This is a genomic window from Pseudonocardia alni (assembly GCF_002813375.1).
Taxonomy (GTDB): Bacteria; Actinomycetota; Actinomycetes; order Mycobacteriales; family Pseudonocardiaceae; genus Pseudonocardia; species Pseudonocardia alni.
Genome location: NZ_PHUJ01000003.1, coordinates 3,788,489 through 3,804,558, shown reverse-complemented (window position 1 = coordinate 3,804,558; position 16,070 = coordinate 3,788,489). Strand labels below are relative to the sequence as shown.

Genomic DNA, 16,070 nt, shown 5'->3' with positions numbered 1-16,070 from the left:
ATCCGGGAGGCCGCGGTGACCGAGGAACCGCGGATCCCCCGGGGTCTGGTGATCGCATCGAGCCTGGCCTGGCGCGGTCTTCTCGTCGCGACCGCCGTCGCCGTCGTGCTGTGGCTGATCGCGCAGCTCGCGGTGCTGGTCGTGCCGGTGGTGCTCGCGCTGATCCTGACCGCGCTGCTCGCGCCGGTGGCCCGGATCGTGAACCGGGTCCCGCTGGTTCCCCGCGGTCTGGCGACGGGTGTCGTCGTCGCGGGCGGGCTGGCGGTGGCGGTCGGGGTGCTGTGGTGGGCGGTCGCGGCGTTCCTCGACGGGCTGCCGAGCCTGTCGGCGAGCATCGGGGAGACGGTCGTCGCGCTGCGGGACCGGCTGGCCGGGCCACCGTTCCGGCTCGACGACACCCAGCTCTCGGCCGTCTTCCAGTCGCTGCTCGACACCTTGGCGCGCAACCAGGCCGCGCTGGCGAACAACGTGATCGGCGCCCTGGGGACCGCGGGCGAGCTGGCCGCCGAGACCCTGCTGATGCTGTTCGTGCTGATCTTCCTGATCCACGACGGGGCGCGGATCTGGCGGTTCGTCCTCGCCGCGGTCCCGCAGCACGTACGACGGAGGGCCGACGTCGCGGGCCGGCGGGCGTTCGCGTCGCTGGTCGGGTACACCCGGGCGACGGTCGTCGTCGCCGCCGTCGACGCGGTGACCGCGGCGGTCGGCCTGTGGGTGATCGGGGTCCCGCTGATCGTCCCGCTGGCCACACTGATCTTCTTCGGCGCGTTCGTCCCGACCATCGGCGCGGTCGTCACCGGGATCGTGGCGGTGCTCGTCGCGCTCGCCTCCGGAGGCTGGGTGGACGCGCTGCTCGTGATCGGCCTGCTCCTGATCGTGCAGAACGTCGAGGGCTACATCCTGCAGCCGCTGCTGCTGGGCCGGTCGGTACGGCTGCACCCGCTCGCGGTGGTGCTGCCGATCAGCGCCGGGCTGATCGTCGGCGGGGTGCCCGGGGCACTGCTCGCGGTGCCGCTGGTGACCCTCGCCGACGCCGGTGTCCGCTCACTGCGCCGGCCCGGCGACGAGACGCTGCGCGACGCGGGCACCGTCGACCCGCTGGACCCGCGTTCGGCGCGGCCGCTGCGCGGCGAGGGCCCCGGGCCCGTCGCGCTCCCCGGTCCCGTCTGATCCGCAACCCGGATCCGGGTTTCGAGACACGGCACACCTTCGCAGGTCAGCGCGGTTTGTCCGGGAAGGCGATCGGCTATCCCCGGAGTGCCTCGCTCGACGAACGGAGGACGACGTCATGTCATCGATCGGGTCCGACGCACGCCGGCTGAACGGGTTGCACCGGATCAGCAGCCTGCTCGTCGGGATCATGCTCCTGGTGTTCGGGGTGCTGGGCTTCACGAACAACCTCGACTTCTTCTCCACCACCGGGTCGCCGGTGCTGGGGCTGTCCACGAACCTGCTGCTGTCGACCGTGTCGGTGGTCGTCGGCGCGGTGCTGGTCGGCGCCGCCGTCCGGGGCGGCCGGTTCGCCTCGACGGTCAGTGTGACCGTCGGCGCGCTGTTCCTGCTGTCCGGTGTGGTCAACGTGCTGCTCATCGGCACGCCGTACAACCTGCTGGCGTTCCGGATGCCGAACGTCGTGTTCAGCCTGCTCGTGGGCCTGGTGATGCTGGTCCTCGGCGCGTACGGGCGGTTCAGCGGCCGGCTGCCGTCGGACAACCCCTACGCGGCGGAGCAGAAGCACGTCGTCGACGCCGAGGGTGGCGACGACCGCGACCAGCGGCTGCCCGCCGGCGCCGCCGACATCGCCGCGGCCCGCTCCCTGGCCGACACCGAGCGGCTCGTCGCGAACGGTGGCGGGACCGAGGAGCAGCGCCGCATGCTCGCCGAGGTCGACGCCATCCGCGACACCGGTGAGCGCCGCGACGCGTGGAAGGCCCGCACCGAGCGCGGCGGCGCACCGGCGTGACCGGCCGCCGCACGGCACCGGGCCGAGACACCGCACCGGTGCCGTCCGGCGTCGCGCCCGAGCCGGTCACCCCGGACCCGCCCGCCCCGGTCCGGTACCCGCTGCTCCACCAGTACTGGGCCGACGTGGTGTTCCTGCACTGGCGGGCCGACCCCGCCGCGGTGGCGCCGCTGCTGCCACCCCGGACCCGTCCGGACACCCACGACGGCGTCACCTGGGTCGGGCTCGTCCACTTCCGGATGCGGCGGCTGGGCTTCGGCCCGCTGCCCGGGCTGCCCTGGCTCGGCAGCTTCGCCGAGACCAACGTCCGGCTGTACTCGGTGGACGACGAGGGTCGCCGGGGCGTGGTGTTCCGTTCGCTCGACGCCGACCGGATGCTGCCCGTGCTCGCCGCGCGGGGTGTCGCGGCCCTGCCCTACGACTGGTCGCCGTCGACGGTGTCCGGGCGGGTCGCCGAGGGCGAGGAGATCGTCTACTCCTGCACACGCCGCTTCCCCGGCCCGCGCGGGGTCTCCGCACGGACCCGGGTCCGCACCGGCGCCCCGCTGGCCGCACCCGGGGAACTCGAGCACTTCCTCACCGCACGCTGGGCGCTGCACACCCGGCGTCCGCTGGGCACGGTCCGCTGGCGCAACGACCATCCGCGCTGGCCGCTGCACCGCGCCGAGCTGCTCGACCTCGACGAGGACCTGGTCGCCGCGGCCGGTGCCGCGCCGCCGTCGGGCCCCCCGGACAGCGTCCTCGCCTCACCCGGTCTGCCCGTCCGGTTCGGCGGCTGGCGCCGGGTCCGCGAGCACCGGTGAGGGGCACGCAGTGCCGGCCCCGCGCCGCGCGCCCCGGATGAGGGACTGTCGCCTACGCGGTACGGTAGGGCGTTCCGCGCCTCGGCCTCCCCGGGCGCCGACGACCGGCCCGTCGAGGGCCAGGAGCTGATGTGACCGAACTGGAGCCGACGACCGGCGACGCGACCGTGCTACCGGACGCGGCGGCCGTGGTCGACCGGCGCTGGACCGATGCGCCGTGCGCCGCACTCACCGTCGGTGCCGACGGCACCGTGCTGCAGGCCAACAGCGCAGCACGCGCGCTCCTCCCCCGGGCCCGTACCGGGGATGCGCTGTCCCGGGTCGCCCCGTGGCTGGCCACCGCGGGTGGCGCCGACCGCGGAGTCCCCACCGCGTTCTCCGACATCGTCGACGGTCGCGCACTGGAGGCCCAGCCCGTCCAGCACGAGGACGGCTCGGTCACCTGGTGGCTGATCGACGTCACCGACGTCCGGTCCATCCGCGACGAGCTGCACCTGGAGCAGGCCCGCGCCGCTTTCCTGTCCGAGGCCTCGGCCGCGCTCCTGGGCTCGCTGAACCTGGGCCGCTGCATGGAGGTCACCGCCCAGCTCGCCGTGAGCAGACTGGCCGACGGGGCGCTCGTGATGACCCCGGGCACCCGTGGGCAGTTCCAGGTCGTCGACGCCGTCACCGACGGCCCCGTCCGGCACCGGGCACTGCGCATCGACCCGGACGAGGTCCCCGGCCTGGCCGAGGCCCTGCAGGGCTTCCCGCCGGTGCCGTCGCGCTGGATCGACCCCGCCGTGGCCCCCGCCTGGGTGACGCCGGACGGGTTCGGCGAGGTCGGCTCGATCGTCGTCACCCCGCTGCCGGGGCACGGCATCCCGGCCGGCGCGATCGTGCTCCTGCGCCGCGCCGACACCGGGCCGTTCAGCGAGGGTGAGGAGGCGACCGCCCGTGAGTTCGCCGCCCGGTCCGGTCTCGCGATGTCCGCGGCCCGCATGTTCGCCCAGCAGGCCTTGATCACCGAGACCCTGATGCGCGACCTGCTGCCGCCGTCGCTGCAGCACGTCTCCGGGGTCGAGTTCGCCGGCGGCTACCGGCCCGCGCAGGACTCCGAGCGGGTCGGCGGCGACTTCTACGACGTCCACCCCGGCGCGGAGGGCTCCGACGAGACCCTCGCCGTGCTGGGGGACGTGTGCGGCAAGGGCCTGGAGGCCGCCGTGCTCACCGGCAAGATCCGCAGCGCGGTGCACGCGCTGCTGCCGATGGCCGACGACCACCTGCGCCTGCTGCACCTGCTCAACAATGCGCTGCTCTCCGACGACCACGCCCGCTTCGTGACGCTGGTGCTGGCGTCGGTGTCGCGCAGCGGGGCCGACGTGCGCCTGCGGATCACCTGCGCGGGCCACCCGCCGCCGCTGATCATCCGCGCCGACGGCCGCGTCGAGGAGGCCGCGACGCTCGGCACGCTGATCGGGGCGCTGCCCGAGATCCACTCGTCGACCTGGGAGACCCGGCTCGGGCCCGGCGAGACCTGCCTGATGTTCACCGACGGCATCACCGAGGCCCAGGGCGGCCCGCTCGGGCGCGACCAGTTCGGCGAGGAGCGCCTGCGCCGCGCGGCCGCCGAGTGCGCCGGGATGCCGGCCGAGGCCGTCGTCGAACGGGTGCAGATGCTCGCCACCGAGTGGGTGGGGCGCAACTCCCACGACGACATGGCCGTCCTCGCGGTCACCGCTCCGCGCGGCCGGCACCTCACCGCGGTGGGTGGGTCGGGACGGGGCAGGTACACCGCATGACGGCCGGGCGCTACACCGACCTGCTCTGGGGCGCGGTGCTGCGCGGCGACGAGTACAGCGCGGTCGACGTCGTCGTCGACGCGCTGCGGGACGGCCTGGAGCCCGAGGCCGTGCTGCTCGAGGTGATCGGCGCGGTGCAGCAGCGGGTCGGGCTCGAGTGGGCGGCCAACCGCCTCTCCGTCGCCCAGGAGCACGCCGCGACCGCGATCAACGAGCGCGTGATCAGCACGCTGTCGCTGACCAGCGGGCGGCACGGCGGCGGGCGCGGCCGGGTGACCGTGGCCTGCGTCGACGGCGAGTGGCACGCGCTGCCCGCCCGGCTCCTGGCCGAGGTGCTGCGGCTGCGCGGGTTCACCGTCGACTACCTGGGCGCGCAGGTCCCCGCGGCGCACCTGGTCACCCACCTGCACCGGACCGGCCCGGACGCGGTGGCGCTGTCGTCGTCGATCGCGACCCGGCTGCCGACCGCGCACGCGACGATCACGGCCTGCCAGGCCGCGGGAGTCCCGGTGATCGTCGGCGGGCGGGCGTTCGGCACGGACGGCCGCTACGCCCGCCTGCTCGGCGCCGACGCCTGGGCCCCGGACGCGCGGGCCGCCGCCGAGACCCTCGCCGACGGGCTGCCCGCCCCGGCGCACCCGCACGCCCAGCCGATGGACGACCTGCCGCACCTGTCCGACCAGGAGTACACGCTGGTCACCCGCAGTGCCCCGCAGCTGGTCGCCACGGTGCTGGACCGCCTGCCCGACCGTGTCCCGGCGATGGCCGGATACGACGACGAGCAGCGCCGGCACACCGCCGAGGACGTCCGGCACATCGTCGACTTCCTGTCCGTGGCGCTCTACACCGGTGACGCGGAGCTGTTCGAGCAGTTCCTCGGCTGGACCGCCGAGGTGCTCGAGGCCCGGTCGGTGCCGGTGGCCGTCCTGCGGCCGGTCCTGGACCTGCTCGGCGACGAGCTGCGCGACTTCACCCGGGCGTCGGAGCTGCTGCGGCGCGCGACCACGTCCCCGGCGCTGACCGGAGGCGCGGACACCCCCGTCCCGGCCGGTGCCGTCACCGAGGGCGCCTACTGCACGACACTGCACCGAACCGGAAGGCCCGCATGAGCGACCCGCGAGAGCTGTCCCTCACCTGGACCAGCCCCGCGCCGGACCTCGCGATGGTCGCGCCGGCCGGTGACCTGGACTACGCCACCTCCGACGCGCTCACCGACGCCGTCGCCGTGCTGCTGACGGACCGGCCCGGCCTGCGTGAACTGCGGATCGACTGCGCCGGGATCGGGTACTGCGACTCCTACGGTCTGTCGTCGCTGCTGATGATCCGCAGGCGGACCCGGGCCGCAGGCGTCGAGCTGCACCTCGACAACCGTGTCGGCGCGCTGGAGCGGCTCCTGCGCGTCACCAACACCCTGGAGCATCTCACCGGAGCCGACGGGCCGGCCCGCGAGCAGCGGCTCGACACCTGAGCCGACCGGCCGCCGCGGTCACCCCCGGTCGCGCAGCGCGGGCAGGTTCGCCTCGATCGTCGCCCGGTCCGGCTCCAGCCACGGCGGCAGCTTCAGCGCGCGGCCGAGTTCGAGCAGCGGCTCGTCGACGGTGAAGCCGGGCTCGTCGGTGGCGATCTCGAACAGCACACCGCCGGGCTCGCGGAAGTAGATCGAGGTGAAGTACTGCCGGTCGAGGATCTCGGTGACCTCCAGGCCGCGGGCCACCAGCTCGGTGCGCCACTGCTGCTGGGTCGCCCGGTCCGCCACCCGGAACGCGATGTGGTGCACCGTGCCGCCGGCCTGCACCCCGTGCCCGTCGACGCCGCCGAGCACGTCCACGGCAGTCGCGGTGTCCCCCGTGGTGCGGAAGCGGCTGCGGGCACCGTCGTCGCCGGCGTGGGTCATGCCGAGGTCGGTGAGCATCCGCTGGGTCGGTTCGAGGTCCGCCTCGGACAGCGTCACCGCGTGCAGACCGCGTACCGCGTGCTCGGCGGGCACGTTGCCGGCGCCGTCCCAGCCCGAGCGGGTGTCGCCGGGCGCGGCGACGAGGTCGATCACCAGCCCGTCGGGATCGCGCAGGGTCAGGACCTCCTCGGCACCCGACGACGCGTCCCGGGTGCGGGGCTCGTCGGCGTCGACGCCGAGCGCGGCGAGATGGGTCTGCCACCAGCCCAGCGACTCCGGCGGCACGCCGAACGCCGTGGCGGTCGTCAGGCCGGCGCCCTGACGGCCGGGCTCGACGTCGGGCCACGGGAAGAACGTGAGGATGGTGGCGGGACGGCCCGCCTCGTCGCCGTAGTAGAGATGGTGGACCTGGGGCGCGTCGAAGTTCACCGTCCGCTTCACCAGTCTCAGGCCGAGCACGGTGGTGTAGAAGTCCACGTTGCGCTGCGGGTCCCCGGCGATCGCCGTGACGTGGTGCAGCCCGTGCGGGGTGACGGTCGTTCCGGGGGTCATCGCATCGCTCCTCAGGGTGGTCGCTCGCCCTCGGCTACCCGTTCCCGGGGCCGCCGACGCCGGGCATGAAACCCGCCCGGCCGGGGTACCCGGGTGTCATGACGACGCCCGAGAAGGACCAGCGCGAGCAGGACGAGCGCACGGGCCACCCGGTCCCGACCGAGCAGAGCGACACCCCGGTCGACGAGACCCCCGACGGCGACGGCGTTCACCTCGCCGCCCAGCCCGTCGCGGACGACGACCCCCGCACTGCGGCGTCCTGAACCACGCACCCGTCACGGAAGGACTGCACAGAACCATGGCCACGATCCGTTACACCGTCCCCGGCCTCGAGCGTGGAGACGCCGAGCAGGTCGTCGACATCCTGCAGCACCGTCTGCACGCCCTGAACGACCTCCAGCTCACGCTCAAGCACGTGCACTGGAACGTCGTCGGCCCGAACTTCATCGCGGTGCACGAGATGCTCGACCCGCAGGTGGACGCGGTCCGCGGGTTCGTCGACGACGTCGCCGAGCGCATCGCGACCCTGGGCGGCTCGCCCAACGGCACCCCCGGCGCGCTGGTCAAGGACCGCACCTGGGACGACTACTCGATCGGCCGCGACCAGGCGATCGCCCACCTCGGCGCGCTCGACGTGGTCTACACCGGGGTCATCTCCGACCACCGCACCCAGATCGAGAAGGTCGGCGCGCTCGACCCGGTGACCGAGGACATGCTCATCGCCCAGGCCGGTGAGCTGGAACAGTACCAGTGGTTCGTCCGGGCGCACCTGGAGAACGCCGACGGTTCGCTCAACACCCAGGGCAAAGCCGGTGAGCAGGGCGCAGCTGACGCCTCCCGCTGACCGTCCTCCACGACGCGACACCGACCCGGGCCCGGTATCCACACGGATACCGGGCCCGGGTCGTGTCGTGCTCCGAACCGGCCGTGACCGAATCGTTCTCCTCGGGCCCGGGGACCGCCGTCCCGGGCGTCCGCCCTGCTCACACCCCGGAGCGGCCGCGGGACGGCGTCGACGACCCTGTCTCCCGGCCCCGGGCGTCCTGCCCCGTTCGACCACTCCACCTACAGTCGCATGCCGGACATTCCACCTGAATCGACGCGTAAACCCCGAACCGGAGGTACACGGTGATCGCCCGCTATCTCAGGGAGCACACGAGCCCTCCCGTCTTCGTGTCGTCGGCGGTGCTCGCACTCGCCTTCGTACTGTGGGGTGCAGTCGCCCCCGCCTCGCTCGGCTCCGTCGCCGACGCCGTGAACTCCGCCGTGACCGGCAATCTCGGCTGGCTGTACATCTTCACCGCGAGCGCCTTCGTCGTGTTCGTCATCGTGCTCATGGCCTCGCGCTTCGGCCGGGTCAAACTCGGGCCGTCGGACTCGGCGCCGGAGTACAAGACCGTCTCGTGGTTCGCGATGCTGTTCACCGCGGGCATGGGCATCGGGCTGGTCTTCTACGCCGTGGCCGAGCCGCTGACGCACTTCACGAGCCCCCCGACCGGCGAGGCCGGTACGGCGGAGGCAGCGGAGAACGCCATGCTCTACACGTTCTACCACTGGGGGCTGCACCCCTGGGCGATCTACATCGTCCTCGGGCTCTCGCTGGGCTACTTCTCCTTCCGCAAGGGGTTGCCACTGCGTCCCGCCGCGGCCCTCTATCCGCTGATCGGGAACCGCATCAACTCCTGGCCGGGCTACCTGGTGGACGTCGTCGCGGTGTTCGGCACACTCTTCGGGCTGGCGACCTCGCTGGGGATCGGGGCGCAGCAGGTCGGCGCCGGGCTGGAGACCCTGTTCGGACTGGAGAACAGCACTCCGCTGCAGATCGTGCTGATTCTGCTCATCACCTCGGTCGCCGCCGTGTCGGTACTGCTCGGGATCGACAAGGGCATCCGGAACCTGTCGTTGATCAACCTGTGGCTGGCGCTGGCGCTGATGCTGTTCGTGTTCTTCTTCGGACCCACCCGGGACCTGCTGAACTCGTTGGCGGCCAATGTGGGCGTCTACGTCCAGCAGCTGCCGGGACTGAGCTTCCAGACCTTCCCCGGTGACGCCGACGCCCAGAGCTGGCAGTCCGGGTGGACGCTGTTCTACTGGGGATGGTGGATCTCCTGGTCGCCGTTCGTGGGCATGTTCCTGGCCCGCATCTCCTACGGCCGCACGATCCGCCAGTTCGTCGCCGGTGCACTGTTCGCCCCGGTCGGCGCGTCCATGGTGTGGATGACGGTCTTCGGCGACACCGCTCTGGACATCCTGCGGGCCGACCCGGCGAACCCGCTGGCGGGCGCCCCGGACTCGCCGGAGACCTCGATGTTCCTGCTCCTGCAGCAGCTGCCGGTCCCGGAGATCCTCACCCTGCTCGCGTCGGTGCTGTCGATCGTGGTGGTGGTGCTGTTCTTCGCGACGTCCTCGGACTCCGGCTCCCTGGTGATCGACATCCTCACCAACGGAGGGGACCCGAACCCGCGGTGGCAGCAGCGCCTGTTCTGGGCCGTGCTGGAGGGGATCATCGCCGCCGTGCTGCTCGGCGCCGGAGCGGCCGCGGGTGCGGACGCGCTCTCCGCCCTGCAGACCGCCTCCATCCTCGCCGGGCTGCCGCTGTGCATCGTGCTGATCCTCATGGCGGTGGGCCTGATGAAGGGCCTGCGCAGCGAACGGTTCGTCGTCGCGCTCCCGGTGGAGGTGTCGCCGGCGCTGACCCTGCGGAGCAGCACCGCGCGGTCCGACGACCGGAACGGGCAGGCGCCGGAGAACGGTCAGGCCGCCATCGACCCCAACGGGGCCCTCTACTCCGAGACCGCGGTCGCCACCATGGCGACCTCGGACGAGGTCGAGCCGGACTCCGGCGACGACGTCCTCGACCACGCGGGGGACGTCGCGCTCGAGCGGCGCCAGGGCTCGACCTGACGGATCCCGGGGCCCGGACACCCGGGCCCCGGGACCTCACGGGTGCCCGTGCTCGTCGCCGCCCACCCACAGGGCCGTCGCGAGCGCCGGGCCCCACTCGTGCTCGGCCTCGCCCGGGGCGGGGCGTGCCTGCTCGCGGGAGCGGCGCAGCCGCACCACGAACGGCCCCTCGAAGGGCTTGCGGGTCAGCAGGTCCACCCGGTCGCCGAGCCGGACGTCGTGCGCGTCGAGGAAACGGAGCACCTCGGGGTCGGTGTCGTCGACGCGTACCAGGGTGCCACCCTCGCCGTAGCGCAGGTCCGGCAACCGGCGAGCGTGGACCACAGGCATCGTGCCGTCACGGGCCGGGATGGGGTCGCCGTGCGGGTCGAACCGCGGGTGCCCGAGTCGGGTGTCGATCCGGTCGAGCAGCCGGTCGGAGACGGCGTGCTCGAGCGCCTCGGCCTCCTCGTGCACCTCGTCCCACGCCAGGTCCAGCTCGGTGACCAGGAACATCTCCAGCAGCCGGTGCCTGCGCACCACGGCGAGCGCGGACACCCGCCCGGCGGCGGTGAGCGTGATCCCGGCGTAGCGGGCGTGGTCGACCAGTCCGGCGTCGACGAGCTTGCGCACCATCCCCGACGCCGACGGCGACGAGACCCGCAGCCGCTCGGCCAGCGCGGAGACCCCGACCGACCCCTCCCACCGCTCCGAGAGCAGGAAGATGGTCTTCAGGTAGTTCTCCACGGACTCCGAGAGGCGCTCCGCGCTCATGCCCACCACGGTATCCCGGCGACGGCGGCTCAGGCGGTCCCGGCCGCGCAGAGCCGGGCCAGGAGGGCGGGATCGACCGGCGAGCCGAGGGCACCGCTCAGGGTGAGCCCGTTGACCGCGGCGGTCAGCAGCGCACGCCGGTCGGCGTCGTCGGGCAGGAGCCGGGCGGCGGCCGCGGCGAGCGCGACGTCCCAGCGGTCCAGCTCACCGCGCAGGTCCGGGCGCCGCGCGGCCAGCAGGAACAGCTCGTACTCGGCGATCGCGGTGACCCGTTCCTGACGGACGCAGTCCTCGACCAGCGCGACGAGGTCGCCCGGGACGGTGACCGCGTCGAGCCGGGCGATCCAGCGGTCGTTGACCGCGGTGAGCGTCGCGACCAGCAGCGCGTCGACACTGGGGTGGTAGTAGAAGACCGCGCTGGGCGGCACGCCGGCCTCCGCGGCGACCGCGCGCTGGCTGACCGCGGCGACCCCGCCGGCGCCGACCAGCCGCAGCGTGGCCCCGACCAGCTCGCGGCGGCGCCGGTCCCCGCGGCGGCGGCGACCGTCGGCCTCGGAGGTGTCCTGTCCGATCGCATCAGGCATGCGCGGTCGCGCCGCCCAGCTCCAGGGCGAGCACCCCGGCGATGACGAGCGCGATCCCGCCGAGCTGGACCCAGGTCAACGACTCACCGAGGAAGAACACCCCGATCAGCGCGACGAGCGCCACCCCGGCCGCGGCCCAGGTTCCGTAGGCGATCCCGAGCGCCATCCCCCGGCCGAGCGCCTGGGACAGCGACCAGAACGCCAGCCCGTAGCCCACCACCGTGATCATCGACGGCACCAGCCTGCTGAAACCCTGCGAGAACCGCAGCGCCACCGTTCCGGTGACCTCGGCGCCGATCGCGAGCGCGAGCCAACCCCACATCGCCGGACTCCTCCCCCTCTGTCCGCTCCTTGCCATATTGTAGAGCGTTCGCTCAAGTTTCCCGCCACCCGGACGACCGAGCACGAAATGGTTGTCATTGGCTTACGGTGGATCATCGTGACCACGCAGAGCAGTCGGACGACCGCGCCCGGTTTCCCCGCACCCCGCCGTCCCCGCGGCGACGGCTCCGTCGCCGCCGTCGCGACACGACTCGTGGACCTGCGACGACGCCTGGAGCGCACCGACCTGCGCCCCGCCCCGGACACCGACGCCGCGTTCGGCGAGCTCGTCGGACTCTGCTGCTTCCCGCCCGCCGGCTGCACCGAGGGCGTCCTGGCACAGGTCGCCCCGCACTCGGACGCCCTGCGGACCCTCGCCGCGACCGGCGAGGGCCACATGGAGAACCACTGGGCGGGCCGGATCGCCGCCGCCCCCGACCCGCGGGCCGAGCTGGACCGGTTCCCCTACCTGGGCAACTACCACGACCTCGTCCGGCTGGAGCTCGCCGCGCTGACCGCCGTCGGACTGCCCGCGCCGCGGCGCGTCGTCGTGCTCGGGTCGGGGCCCCTGCCGCTGACCGGCCTGGTGCTGGCCACCGGGCACGGCGCGCAGGTGCTGCACGTCGACCGGGACCGGGCGGCCATCGCCGCGGGGGACGCGGTCACCGCCGCCCTCGGGGCGGACGGGCGGGTCCGCAGCCTGGTCGCCGATCTCGACGACCCGCAGCTGTCCCCCGCGCTCGCCGACGAACTGGGCAGGGCCGACCTCGTGCTCGTCGGGGCCCTGGTCGGTCCGGACGCCGCCACCAAGGCCACGATCACCGCCCGGCTGACCAGCGCGACCGGGCCCGGCACGACCCTGCTCGTGCGGTCCGCCGCGGGGCTGCGGACCCTGCTCTACCCGGAGATCGTCCCGGCCGACCTGCCTGCACTCGACGTACTCCTCGAGGTGCACCCGCGCACCGACGTCGTCAACTCGGTCCTGGTGGCCCGCGCCGCCACGTGAGGTGCGTCGCTCCCGCGGTTCGGAGCGCCTCCGGCCGGGCAACCGGGCTCCGACGAGGGGCGCAGCGACGCGCCGGAGGACGACGGACCGAGGAGGTCGGGTCATGATGCGGACGACGGGCGGGTTCTCCCGGCCCTACACCCCGGTACAGCCGGTCGCGGCGGTGTTCGCCGCGGCGTTCCTGCTGGTCGGAGCCCTGGGCTTCGTCCCGGGCGTGACCTCCGGTGAGCTCGCCGTGCTGCCCGGCGCGGGTACCGCGGTGCTTGCCGGGCTGCTTCCGGTGTCGGTGCTGCAGAACGTGCTGCACCTCGTCGTCGGCCTGGCCGGACTGGCCTGCGCGCGCTCCGGTGCCGCGTCGCGGGCGGTGCTCGTGGCCGGTGGCGCCGTCGCGCTGCTGAGCGCCGCCGTCGCCCTGGACGCCGTGGGCGCGGCCCTGGTGGTCGTCGCCGTCGCCATGGTCGGCTGCGCGACCCTGCTGCGCGGCCGTCCCGTGGTGCGTCCGGGCCGCCGCGGAGCCGCCGCGGCCTGAGACCTGGACGGGGCGTGACCCCCGTGGTCCGATGGCGGTGTGTCCGACACACCGTCCGCCGGGACCCCGGTCACCGGACGACACCCCGACCACGGCCACGAGGCCGAGGTCGGCGACCCGGTGTGCTGGCTGGACCGGCTCTGCCCGGACTGCGGGGCGATGCCCTCGCCCACCGACGACGGCGGGCCGCCGCAGACCTGCTGGCGCTGCGGCGCCGCCGTCACGCCCCCGTCGGGCTTGCGATCGCCTGACGATCATGTCGGGCCCGGCGCCGGGGTCGACGGAACCGGCCCGGATCCGGTGGAATCGCCGTCATCATGAGCGAACACGGCCGGACCCGGGTGCTGCTGGTCGACGACGACGTCCGGATCGGGCGCGCGCTCGGCCTCGCTCTGGGCGACGAGGGCGTCGACGTCGATGCGGTCCACACCGGCGAGCAGGCCCTGGTCAGTGCGGCCCGCCCGGGCGTCGATCTCGTGCTGCTGGACCTCATGCTGCCGGGCATCGACGGCCTCACGGTCTGCCGGCGGCTGCGCGAGACCGGTGACCTGCCGATCATCATGGTGACCGCGCGCTCCGACTCCGCCGACGTCATTGCCGGCCTGGAGGCGGGCGCCGACGACTACGTCACCAAGCCCCTGGTGGCCGGGGAGCTGGCCGCCCGCATCCGGGCGCTGCTGCGTCGCCGGCGTCCGACCCCGGCGGCACCGCGCCGGATCACCGTCGGCGACGTCGAGCTGCGCCCGGACGAGGGCACCGTGCTCCGCGACGGCGCCCCGGTACACCTCACCCGCACCGAGTTCCGGCTGTTCGCCGAGCTCGCCGCGGCGGGCGGGCGGATCGTGACCCGCGACGAGCTGCTGTCGCGGGTGTGGGGCTACGAGTACCACGGCGACACCCGGCTGCTGGACGTCCACGTGCGACGGCTGCGGCGCAAGGTCGAGCTCGACCCGGACCGGCCGGTCCTCGTACTGACCGTGCGCGGCGCCGGGTACAAGGTCGGCGACCCCGGACCGGACGCCGCACTGCCGGGCGCCGCCCCCGCCTCGGGCCGCGGCGGGTGAGCGGGCGCGGCAGGATGCGGTCCGTGCTGGACCGACTGCCGCTGGGCCGGCTTCCGCTGCGTCACCGGATCGGCGTCGCGTTCGCCGGGGTGTCGCTGGTGGTGACCGGGCTGTTCGCGACGGTCACCTGGAACCTCGCGTCGTACTACCTCGTGGAGCAGCGGGTGGAGAGCGCGACCCGGCAGCTCGCGGTGAACCTCCAGCTCGTCGAGCGGGCGATGGCCGACACCTCCGACGTCGGCGGGCTCGACGACTTGTTGACCGGCCTCGCGGGCACCCCGGACACCACGGTCGCGCTGCGCCGCGACGGCGCCTGGACGACCAGCGGCCGCGAGGTCGACCCCGACCTGCTGCCGGCGGGTGTGCTGGCACTGGCGGAGAACGGGACCGGGGCGCGGCAGCGGGTGATGGTGGAGGGGATGCCGAGCGTCGTCGTCGCGGCGCCGATGCCGCGCGGCGACGTGTTCGTCGAGGTCTTCCCGATGCAGCGGCTCGACGCCAACCTGAGGTTCCTCAGCGTCGTGCTGTTCACCGGGGTCGCGGTGAGCGCCCTGCTCGGGCTCGCGCTGGGCCAGTGGGCCGGGCGGCGCGCGCTGCTGCCGCTCACCGCCGTGACCCGGGCCGCGGCACGGATCGCCGGGGGTGACCTGACCGCGCGGCTGCCGTCGAGCACCGACGCCGAGCTCGCCCCGCTCGTCGCGACCTTCAACCGGACCGCCGACGACCTGGAGCAGCGGGTGTCGCGCGACGCCCGGTTCGCCGCGGACGTCTCGCACGAGCTGCGGTCGCCGCTGACGACGCTGGTGAACGCGGCCGCGGTGCTGACCCGGCGGCGCGACGAGCTCGCACCGACCGCGCGGGAGGCGGTCGAGCTGCTCGACGGCGAGATCCAGCGCTTCCGCCGGATGGTCCTGGACCTGCTGGAGATCTCCCGCAGCGACACCCTGCAGCGCGAGGACGGCGAGCTCGGTGCACTGGTCCACGGGCTCGTCGCGGTCCGCGGCGGGGAGCACGTCCCCGAGGTCGACGCCCCGGAGCCGGTGACCGTGCGGGTCGACCGCCGCCGCCTCGACCAGATCCTGGGCAACCTCCTGGACAACGCCGACGCGCACGGCGGCGGCGCGCGGCGGATCGGCGTCGCGCCCCGGGACCGGTACGCCCGGATCGAGGTCGACGACGCGGGCCCCGGCATCCCGCCCGAACAGCGGCTGGCGGTGTTCGAGCGGTTCGCCCGTGGCACCCTGGCCGGCAGCCGCGGCGACGGCGGCGGCACCGGTCTCGGCCTGTCCCTGGTCGCCGCGCACGTGCGCCGGCACGACGGCCGGGTGTGGGTGGAGGAACGACCCGGCGGCGGCACCCGGGTCGTCGTCGAGCTGCCGGGGGTGGACACGTGAGGACGCGGCTGTGCACCGCCGTGCTGGGGCTGCTGCTCGTCGCCGGGTGCGGGGTGACCCTCGACGACGAGCCGGAGCCGATCGACCTGCCCAACGGCACGACCTCCCCCACCCCGACGGTGACGGTGCTCCCACCCCCGACAGCGACTACCGGCGACGGCGGCGCGGGTCCGACGCGCAGCTGATGCAGGTCGTCGCGGCGGGCAGCGCCTCCAGCCGTTCCGGCGCGATCGGTCCGCCGCAGACGGCGCAACGCCCGTAGCCGCCCGTGGCCAGACGGTCGGCCGCCCGGTCGAGCTCGTCGCGCTCCTGCTCGGCGGCGGCGAGCAGCCCCTGCAGCTGGGCACGCTGCACCGCGATCGTGACGCCCTCGGGGTCGTGCTCGTCGTCGTGGCTGGTCAGGGCCTGCTGGTCGGCGAGCGCGTCGAGCTCGCGGCGCAGCGAGCCGACCCACTCCTGTGCGCGGGCGCGGGCGGCGGCGAGGGTGGCGGGGTCCACCACCCCAGGATGCGCCCCGGCAGA

The 16,070-nt window shown here is 74.2% G+C and carries 19 protein-coding genes; 14 read left to right on the top strand and 5 right to left on the bottom strand.

Translation table 11 applies throughout. The features are described 5' to 3' along the window. Positions 1–15: 15 nt before the first annotated feature. The 6 genes from ATL51_RS18865 (at position 16) to ATL51_RS18840 (ending at position 6,015) form a co-directional block, all read left to right on the top strand. Positions 16–1,170 carry an AI-2E family transporter gene (locus tag ATL51_RS18865; RefSeq protein WP_157818435.1) on the top strand — a complete coding sequence of 385 codons (1,155 nt, stop codon included), beginning with the start codon at positions 16–18 and terminating at the stop codon, positions 1,168–1,170. A 118-nt stretch (positions 1,171–1,288) separates the two neighbouring features. Continuing rightward, positions 1,289–1,963, top strand: coding sequence for a DUF4383 domain-containing protein (locus tag ATL51_RS18860; protein ID WP_100879393.1), 675 nt, complete (start codon positions 1,289–1,291; stop codon positions 1,961–1,963). A 38-nt stretch (positions 1,964–2,001) separates the two neighbouring features. Continuing rightward, the gene (locus tag ATL51_RS18855) at positions 2,002–2,766 is read left to right on the top strand and encodes a YqjF family protein (RefSeq protein WP_100880804.1); all 765 of its coding nucleotides are present in this window, start codon (positions 2,002–2,004) and stop codon (positions 2,764–2,766) included. Positions 2,767–2,897: 131 nt separating this feature from the next. Then, complete coding sequence (locus tag ATL51_RS18850) at positions 2,898–4,547, top strand: PP2C family protein-serine/threonine phosphatase (protein ID WP_301549085.1); 1,650 nt, start codon at positions 2,898–2,900, stop codon at positions 4,545–4,547. Next, the gene (locus ATL51_RS18845; RefSeq protein ID WP_100879392.1) at positions 4,544–5,656 is read left to right on the top strand and encodes a cobalamin B12-binding domain-containing protein; all 1,113 of its coding nucleotides are present in this window, start codon (positions 4,544–4,546) and stop codon (positions 5,654–5,656) included. Before ATL51_RS18850 ends, ATL51_RS18845 begins: the two co-directional genes overlap by 4 nt. Next, positions 5,653–6,015, top strand: coding sequence for an STAS domain-containing protein (locus ATL51_RS18840; protein ID WP_100879391.1), 363 nt, complete (start codon positions 5,653–5,655; stop codon positions 6,013–6,015). The genes ATL51_RS18845 and ATL51_RS18840 overlap by 4 nt, the downstream gene beginning before the upstream one ends. Positions 6,016–6,033: 18 nt before the next feature. Here the strand turns inward: ATL51_RS18840 and ATL51_RS18835 are convergent, their stop codons facing one another. After that, positions 6,034–6,993, bottom strand: coding sequence for a ring-cleaving dioxygenase (locus tag ATL51_RS18835; RefSeq protein ID WP_100879390.1), 960 nt, complete (start codon positions 6,991–6,993; stop codon positions 6,034–6,036). A 98-nt stretch (positions 6,994–7,091) separates the two neighbouring features. Between ATL51_RS18835 and ATL51_RS18830 the strand changes: the two genes are divergently transcribed. From ATL51_RS18830 to ATL51_RS18820, 3 genes are all read left to right on the top strand, one after another. After that, on the top strand, positions 7,092–7,256 hold the full coding sequence (locus ATL51_RS18830) for a hypothetical protein (protein ID WP_157818434.1): 165 nt from the start codon (positions 7,092–7,094) through the stop codon (positions 7,254–7,256). A gap of 35 nt (positions 7,257–7,291) precedes the next feature. After that, positions 7,292–7,837 carry a Dps family protein gene (locus tag ATL51_RS18825; RefSeq protein WP_073575892.1) on the top strand — a complete coding sequence of 182 codons (546 nt, stop codon included), beginning with the start codon at positions 7,292–7,294 and terminating at the stop codon, positions 7,835–7,837. Between the two features lie 284 nt (positions 7,838–8,121). After that, positions 8,122–9,897 (top strand): BCCT family transporter, encoded by a 1,776-nt coding sequence (locus ATL51_RS18820; RefSeq protein WP_100879388.1) that lies wholly within the window; start codon positions 8,122–8,124, stop codon positions 9,895–9,897. 36 nt (positions 9,898–9,933) lie between these two features. On the opposite strand, the gene ATL51_RS18815 is transcribed toward ATL51_RS18820, so the two are convergent. From ATL51_RS18815 to ATL51_RS18805, 3 genes are read right to left on the bottom strand one after another with little or no spacing between them, the layout of a single operon-like run. After that, the gene (locus ATL51_RS18815) at positions 9,934–10,650 is read right to left on the bottom strand and encodes a metal-dependent transcriptional regulator (RefSeq protein ID WP_301549084.1); all 717 of its coding nucleotides are present in this window, start codon (positions 10,648–10,650) and stop codon (positions 9,934–9,936) included. A 29-nt stretch (positions 10,651–10,679) separates the two neighbouring features. Continuing rightward, positions 10,680–11,234, bottom strand: coding sequence for a TetR/AcrR family transcriptional regulator (locus ATL51_RS18810; RefSeq protein ID WP_073575889.1), 555 nt, complete (start codon positions 11,232–11,234; stop codon positions 10,680–10,682). Next, complete coding sequence (locus ATL51_RS18805) at positions 11,227–11,556, bottom strand: DMT family transporter (protein ID WP_062399751.1); 330 nt, start codon at positions 11,554–11,556, stop codon at positions 11,227–11,229. Before ATL51_RS18805 ends, ATL51_RS18810 begins: the two co-directional genes overlap by 8 nt. A 117-nt stretch (positions 11,557–11,673) precedes the next feature. On the opposite strand from ATL51_RS18805, the gene ATL51_RS18800 reads away from it, so the two are divergent. From ATL51_RS18800 to ATL51_RS18775, 5 genes are all read left to right on the top strand, one after another. Continuing rightward, positions 11,674–12,561 carry a nicotianamine synthase family protein gene (locus ATL51_RS18800; RefSeq protein ID WP_157818433.1) on the top strand — a complete coding sequence of 296 codons (888 nt, stop codon included), beginning with the start codon at positions 11,674–11,676 and terminating at the stop codon, positions 12,559–12,561. Positions 12,562–12,664: 103 nt separating this feature from the next. Then, a complete protein-coding gene (locus ATL51_RS18795) occupies positions 12,665–13,090 on the top strand; it encodes a DUF4383 domain-containing protein (RefSeq protein ID WP_100879386.1) in 426 nt (141 codons plus the stop codon). A 317-nt stretch (positions 13,091–13,407) separates the two neighbouring features. Continuing rightward, complete coding sequence (locus ATL51_RS18785; protein WP_100879384.1) at positions 13,408–14,154, top strand: response regulator transcription factor; 747 nt, start codon at positions 13,408–13,410, stop codon at positions 14,152–14,154. A 14-nt stretch (positions 14,155–14,168) separates the two neighbouring features. Next, complete coding sequence (locus ATL51_RS18780) at positions 14,169–15,548, top strand: sensor histidine kinase (protein ID WP_167410018.1); 1,380 nt, start codon at positions 14,169–14,171, stop codon at positions 15,546–15,548. Further along, complete coding sequence (locus tag ATL51_RS18775; protein WP_073575884.1) at positions 15,545–15,733, top strand: hypothetical protein; 189 nt, start codon at positions 15,545–15,547, stop codon at positions 15,731–15,733. The genes ATL51_RS18780 and ATL51_RS18775 overlap by 4 nt, the downstream gene beginning before the upstream one ends. Here ATL51_RS18775 and ATL51_RS18770 read toward each other — a convergent pair. Next, positions 15,696–16,046: a TraR/DksA family transcriptional regulator gene (locus ATL51_RS18770; RefSeq protein WP_167410017.1), complete on the bottom strand. Its 351-nt coding sequence runs from the start codon at positions 16,044–16,046 to the stop codon at positions 15,696–15,698. The two genes, ATL51_RS18775 and ATL51_RS18770, sit on opposite strands and share 38 nt — an antisense overlap. Positions 16,047–16,070: the final 24 nt, after the last annotated feature.

What these genes read in the sequence shown, in the direction of transcription:
- ATL51_RS18830 (WP_157818434.1), top strand. Translation starts at nt 7,092, where the DNA reads ATGACGACGCCCGAGAAGGACCAGCGCGAGCAGGACGAGCGCACGGGC.
- ATL51_RS18815 (WP_301549084.1), bottom strand. Translation starts at nt 10,650, where the DNA reads ATGAGCGCGGAGCGCCTCTCGGAGTCCGTGGAGAACTACCTGAAGACC.
- ATL51_RS18860 (WP_100879393.1), top strand. Translation starts at nt 1,289, where the DNA reads ATGTCATCGATCGGGTCCGACGCACGCCGGCTGAACGGGTTGCACCGG.
- ATL51_RS18845 (WP_100879392.1), top strand. Translation starts at nt 4,544, where the DNA reads ATGACGGCCGGGCGCTACACCGACCTGCTCTGGGGCGCGGTGCTGCGC.
- ATL51_RS18805 (WP_062399751.1), bottom strand. Translation starts at nt 11,556, where the DNA reads ATGTGGGGTTGGCTCGCGCTCGCGATCGGCGCCGAGGTCACCGGAACG.
- ATL51_RS18825 (WP_073575892.1), top strand. Translation starts at nt 7,292, where the DNA reads ATGGCCACGATCCGTTACACCGTCCCCGGCCTCGAGCGTGGAGACGCC.
- ATL51_RS18810 (WP_073575889.1), bottom strand. Translation starts at nt 11,234, where the DNA reads ATGCCTGATGCGATCGGACAGGACACCTCCGAGGCCGACGGTCGCCGC.
- ATL51_RS18785 (WP_100879384.1), top strand. Translation starts at nt 13,408, where the DNA reads ATGAGCGAACACGGCCGGACCCGGGTGCTGCTGGTCGACGACGACGTC.
- ATL51_RS18835 (WP_100879390.1), bottom strand. Translation starts at nt 6,993, where the DNA reads ATGACCCCCGGAACGACCGTCACCCCGCACGGGCTGCACCACGTCACG.
- ATL51_RS18780 (WP_167410018.1), top strand. Translation starts at nt 14,169, where the DNA reads ATGCGGTCCGTGCTGGACCGACTGCCGCTGGGCCGGCTTCCGCTGCGT.
- ATL51_RS18795 (WP_100879386.1), top strand. Translation starts at nt 12,665, where the DNA reads ATGATGCGGACGACGGGCGGGTTCTCCCGGCCCTACACCCCGGTACAG.
- ATL51_RS18840 (WP_100879391.1), top strand. Translation starts at nt 5,653, where the DNA reads ATGAGCGACCCGCGAGAGCTGTCCCTCACCTGGACCAGCCCCGCGCCG.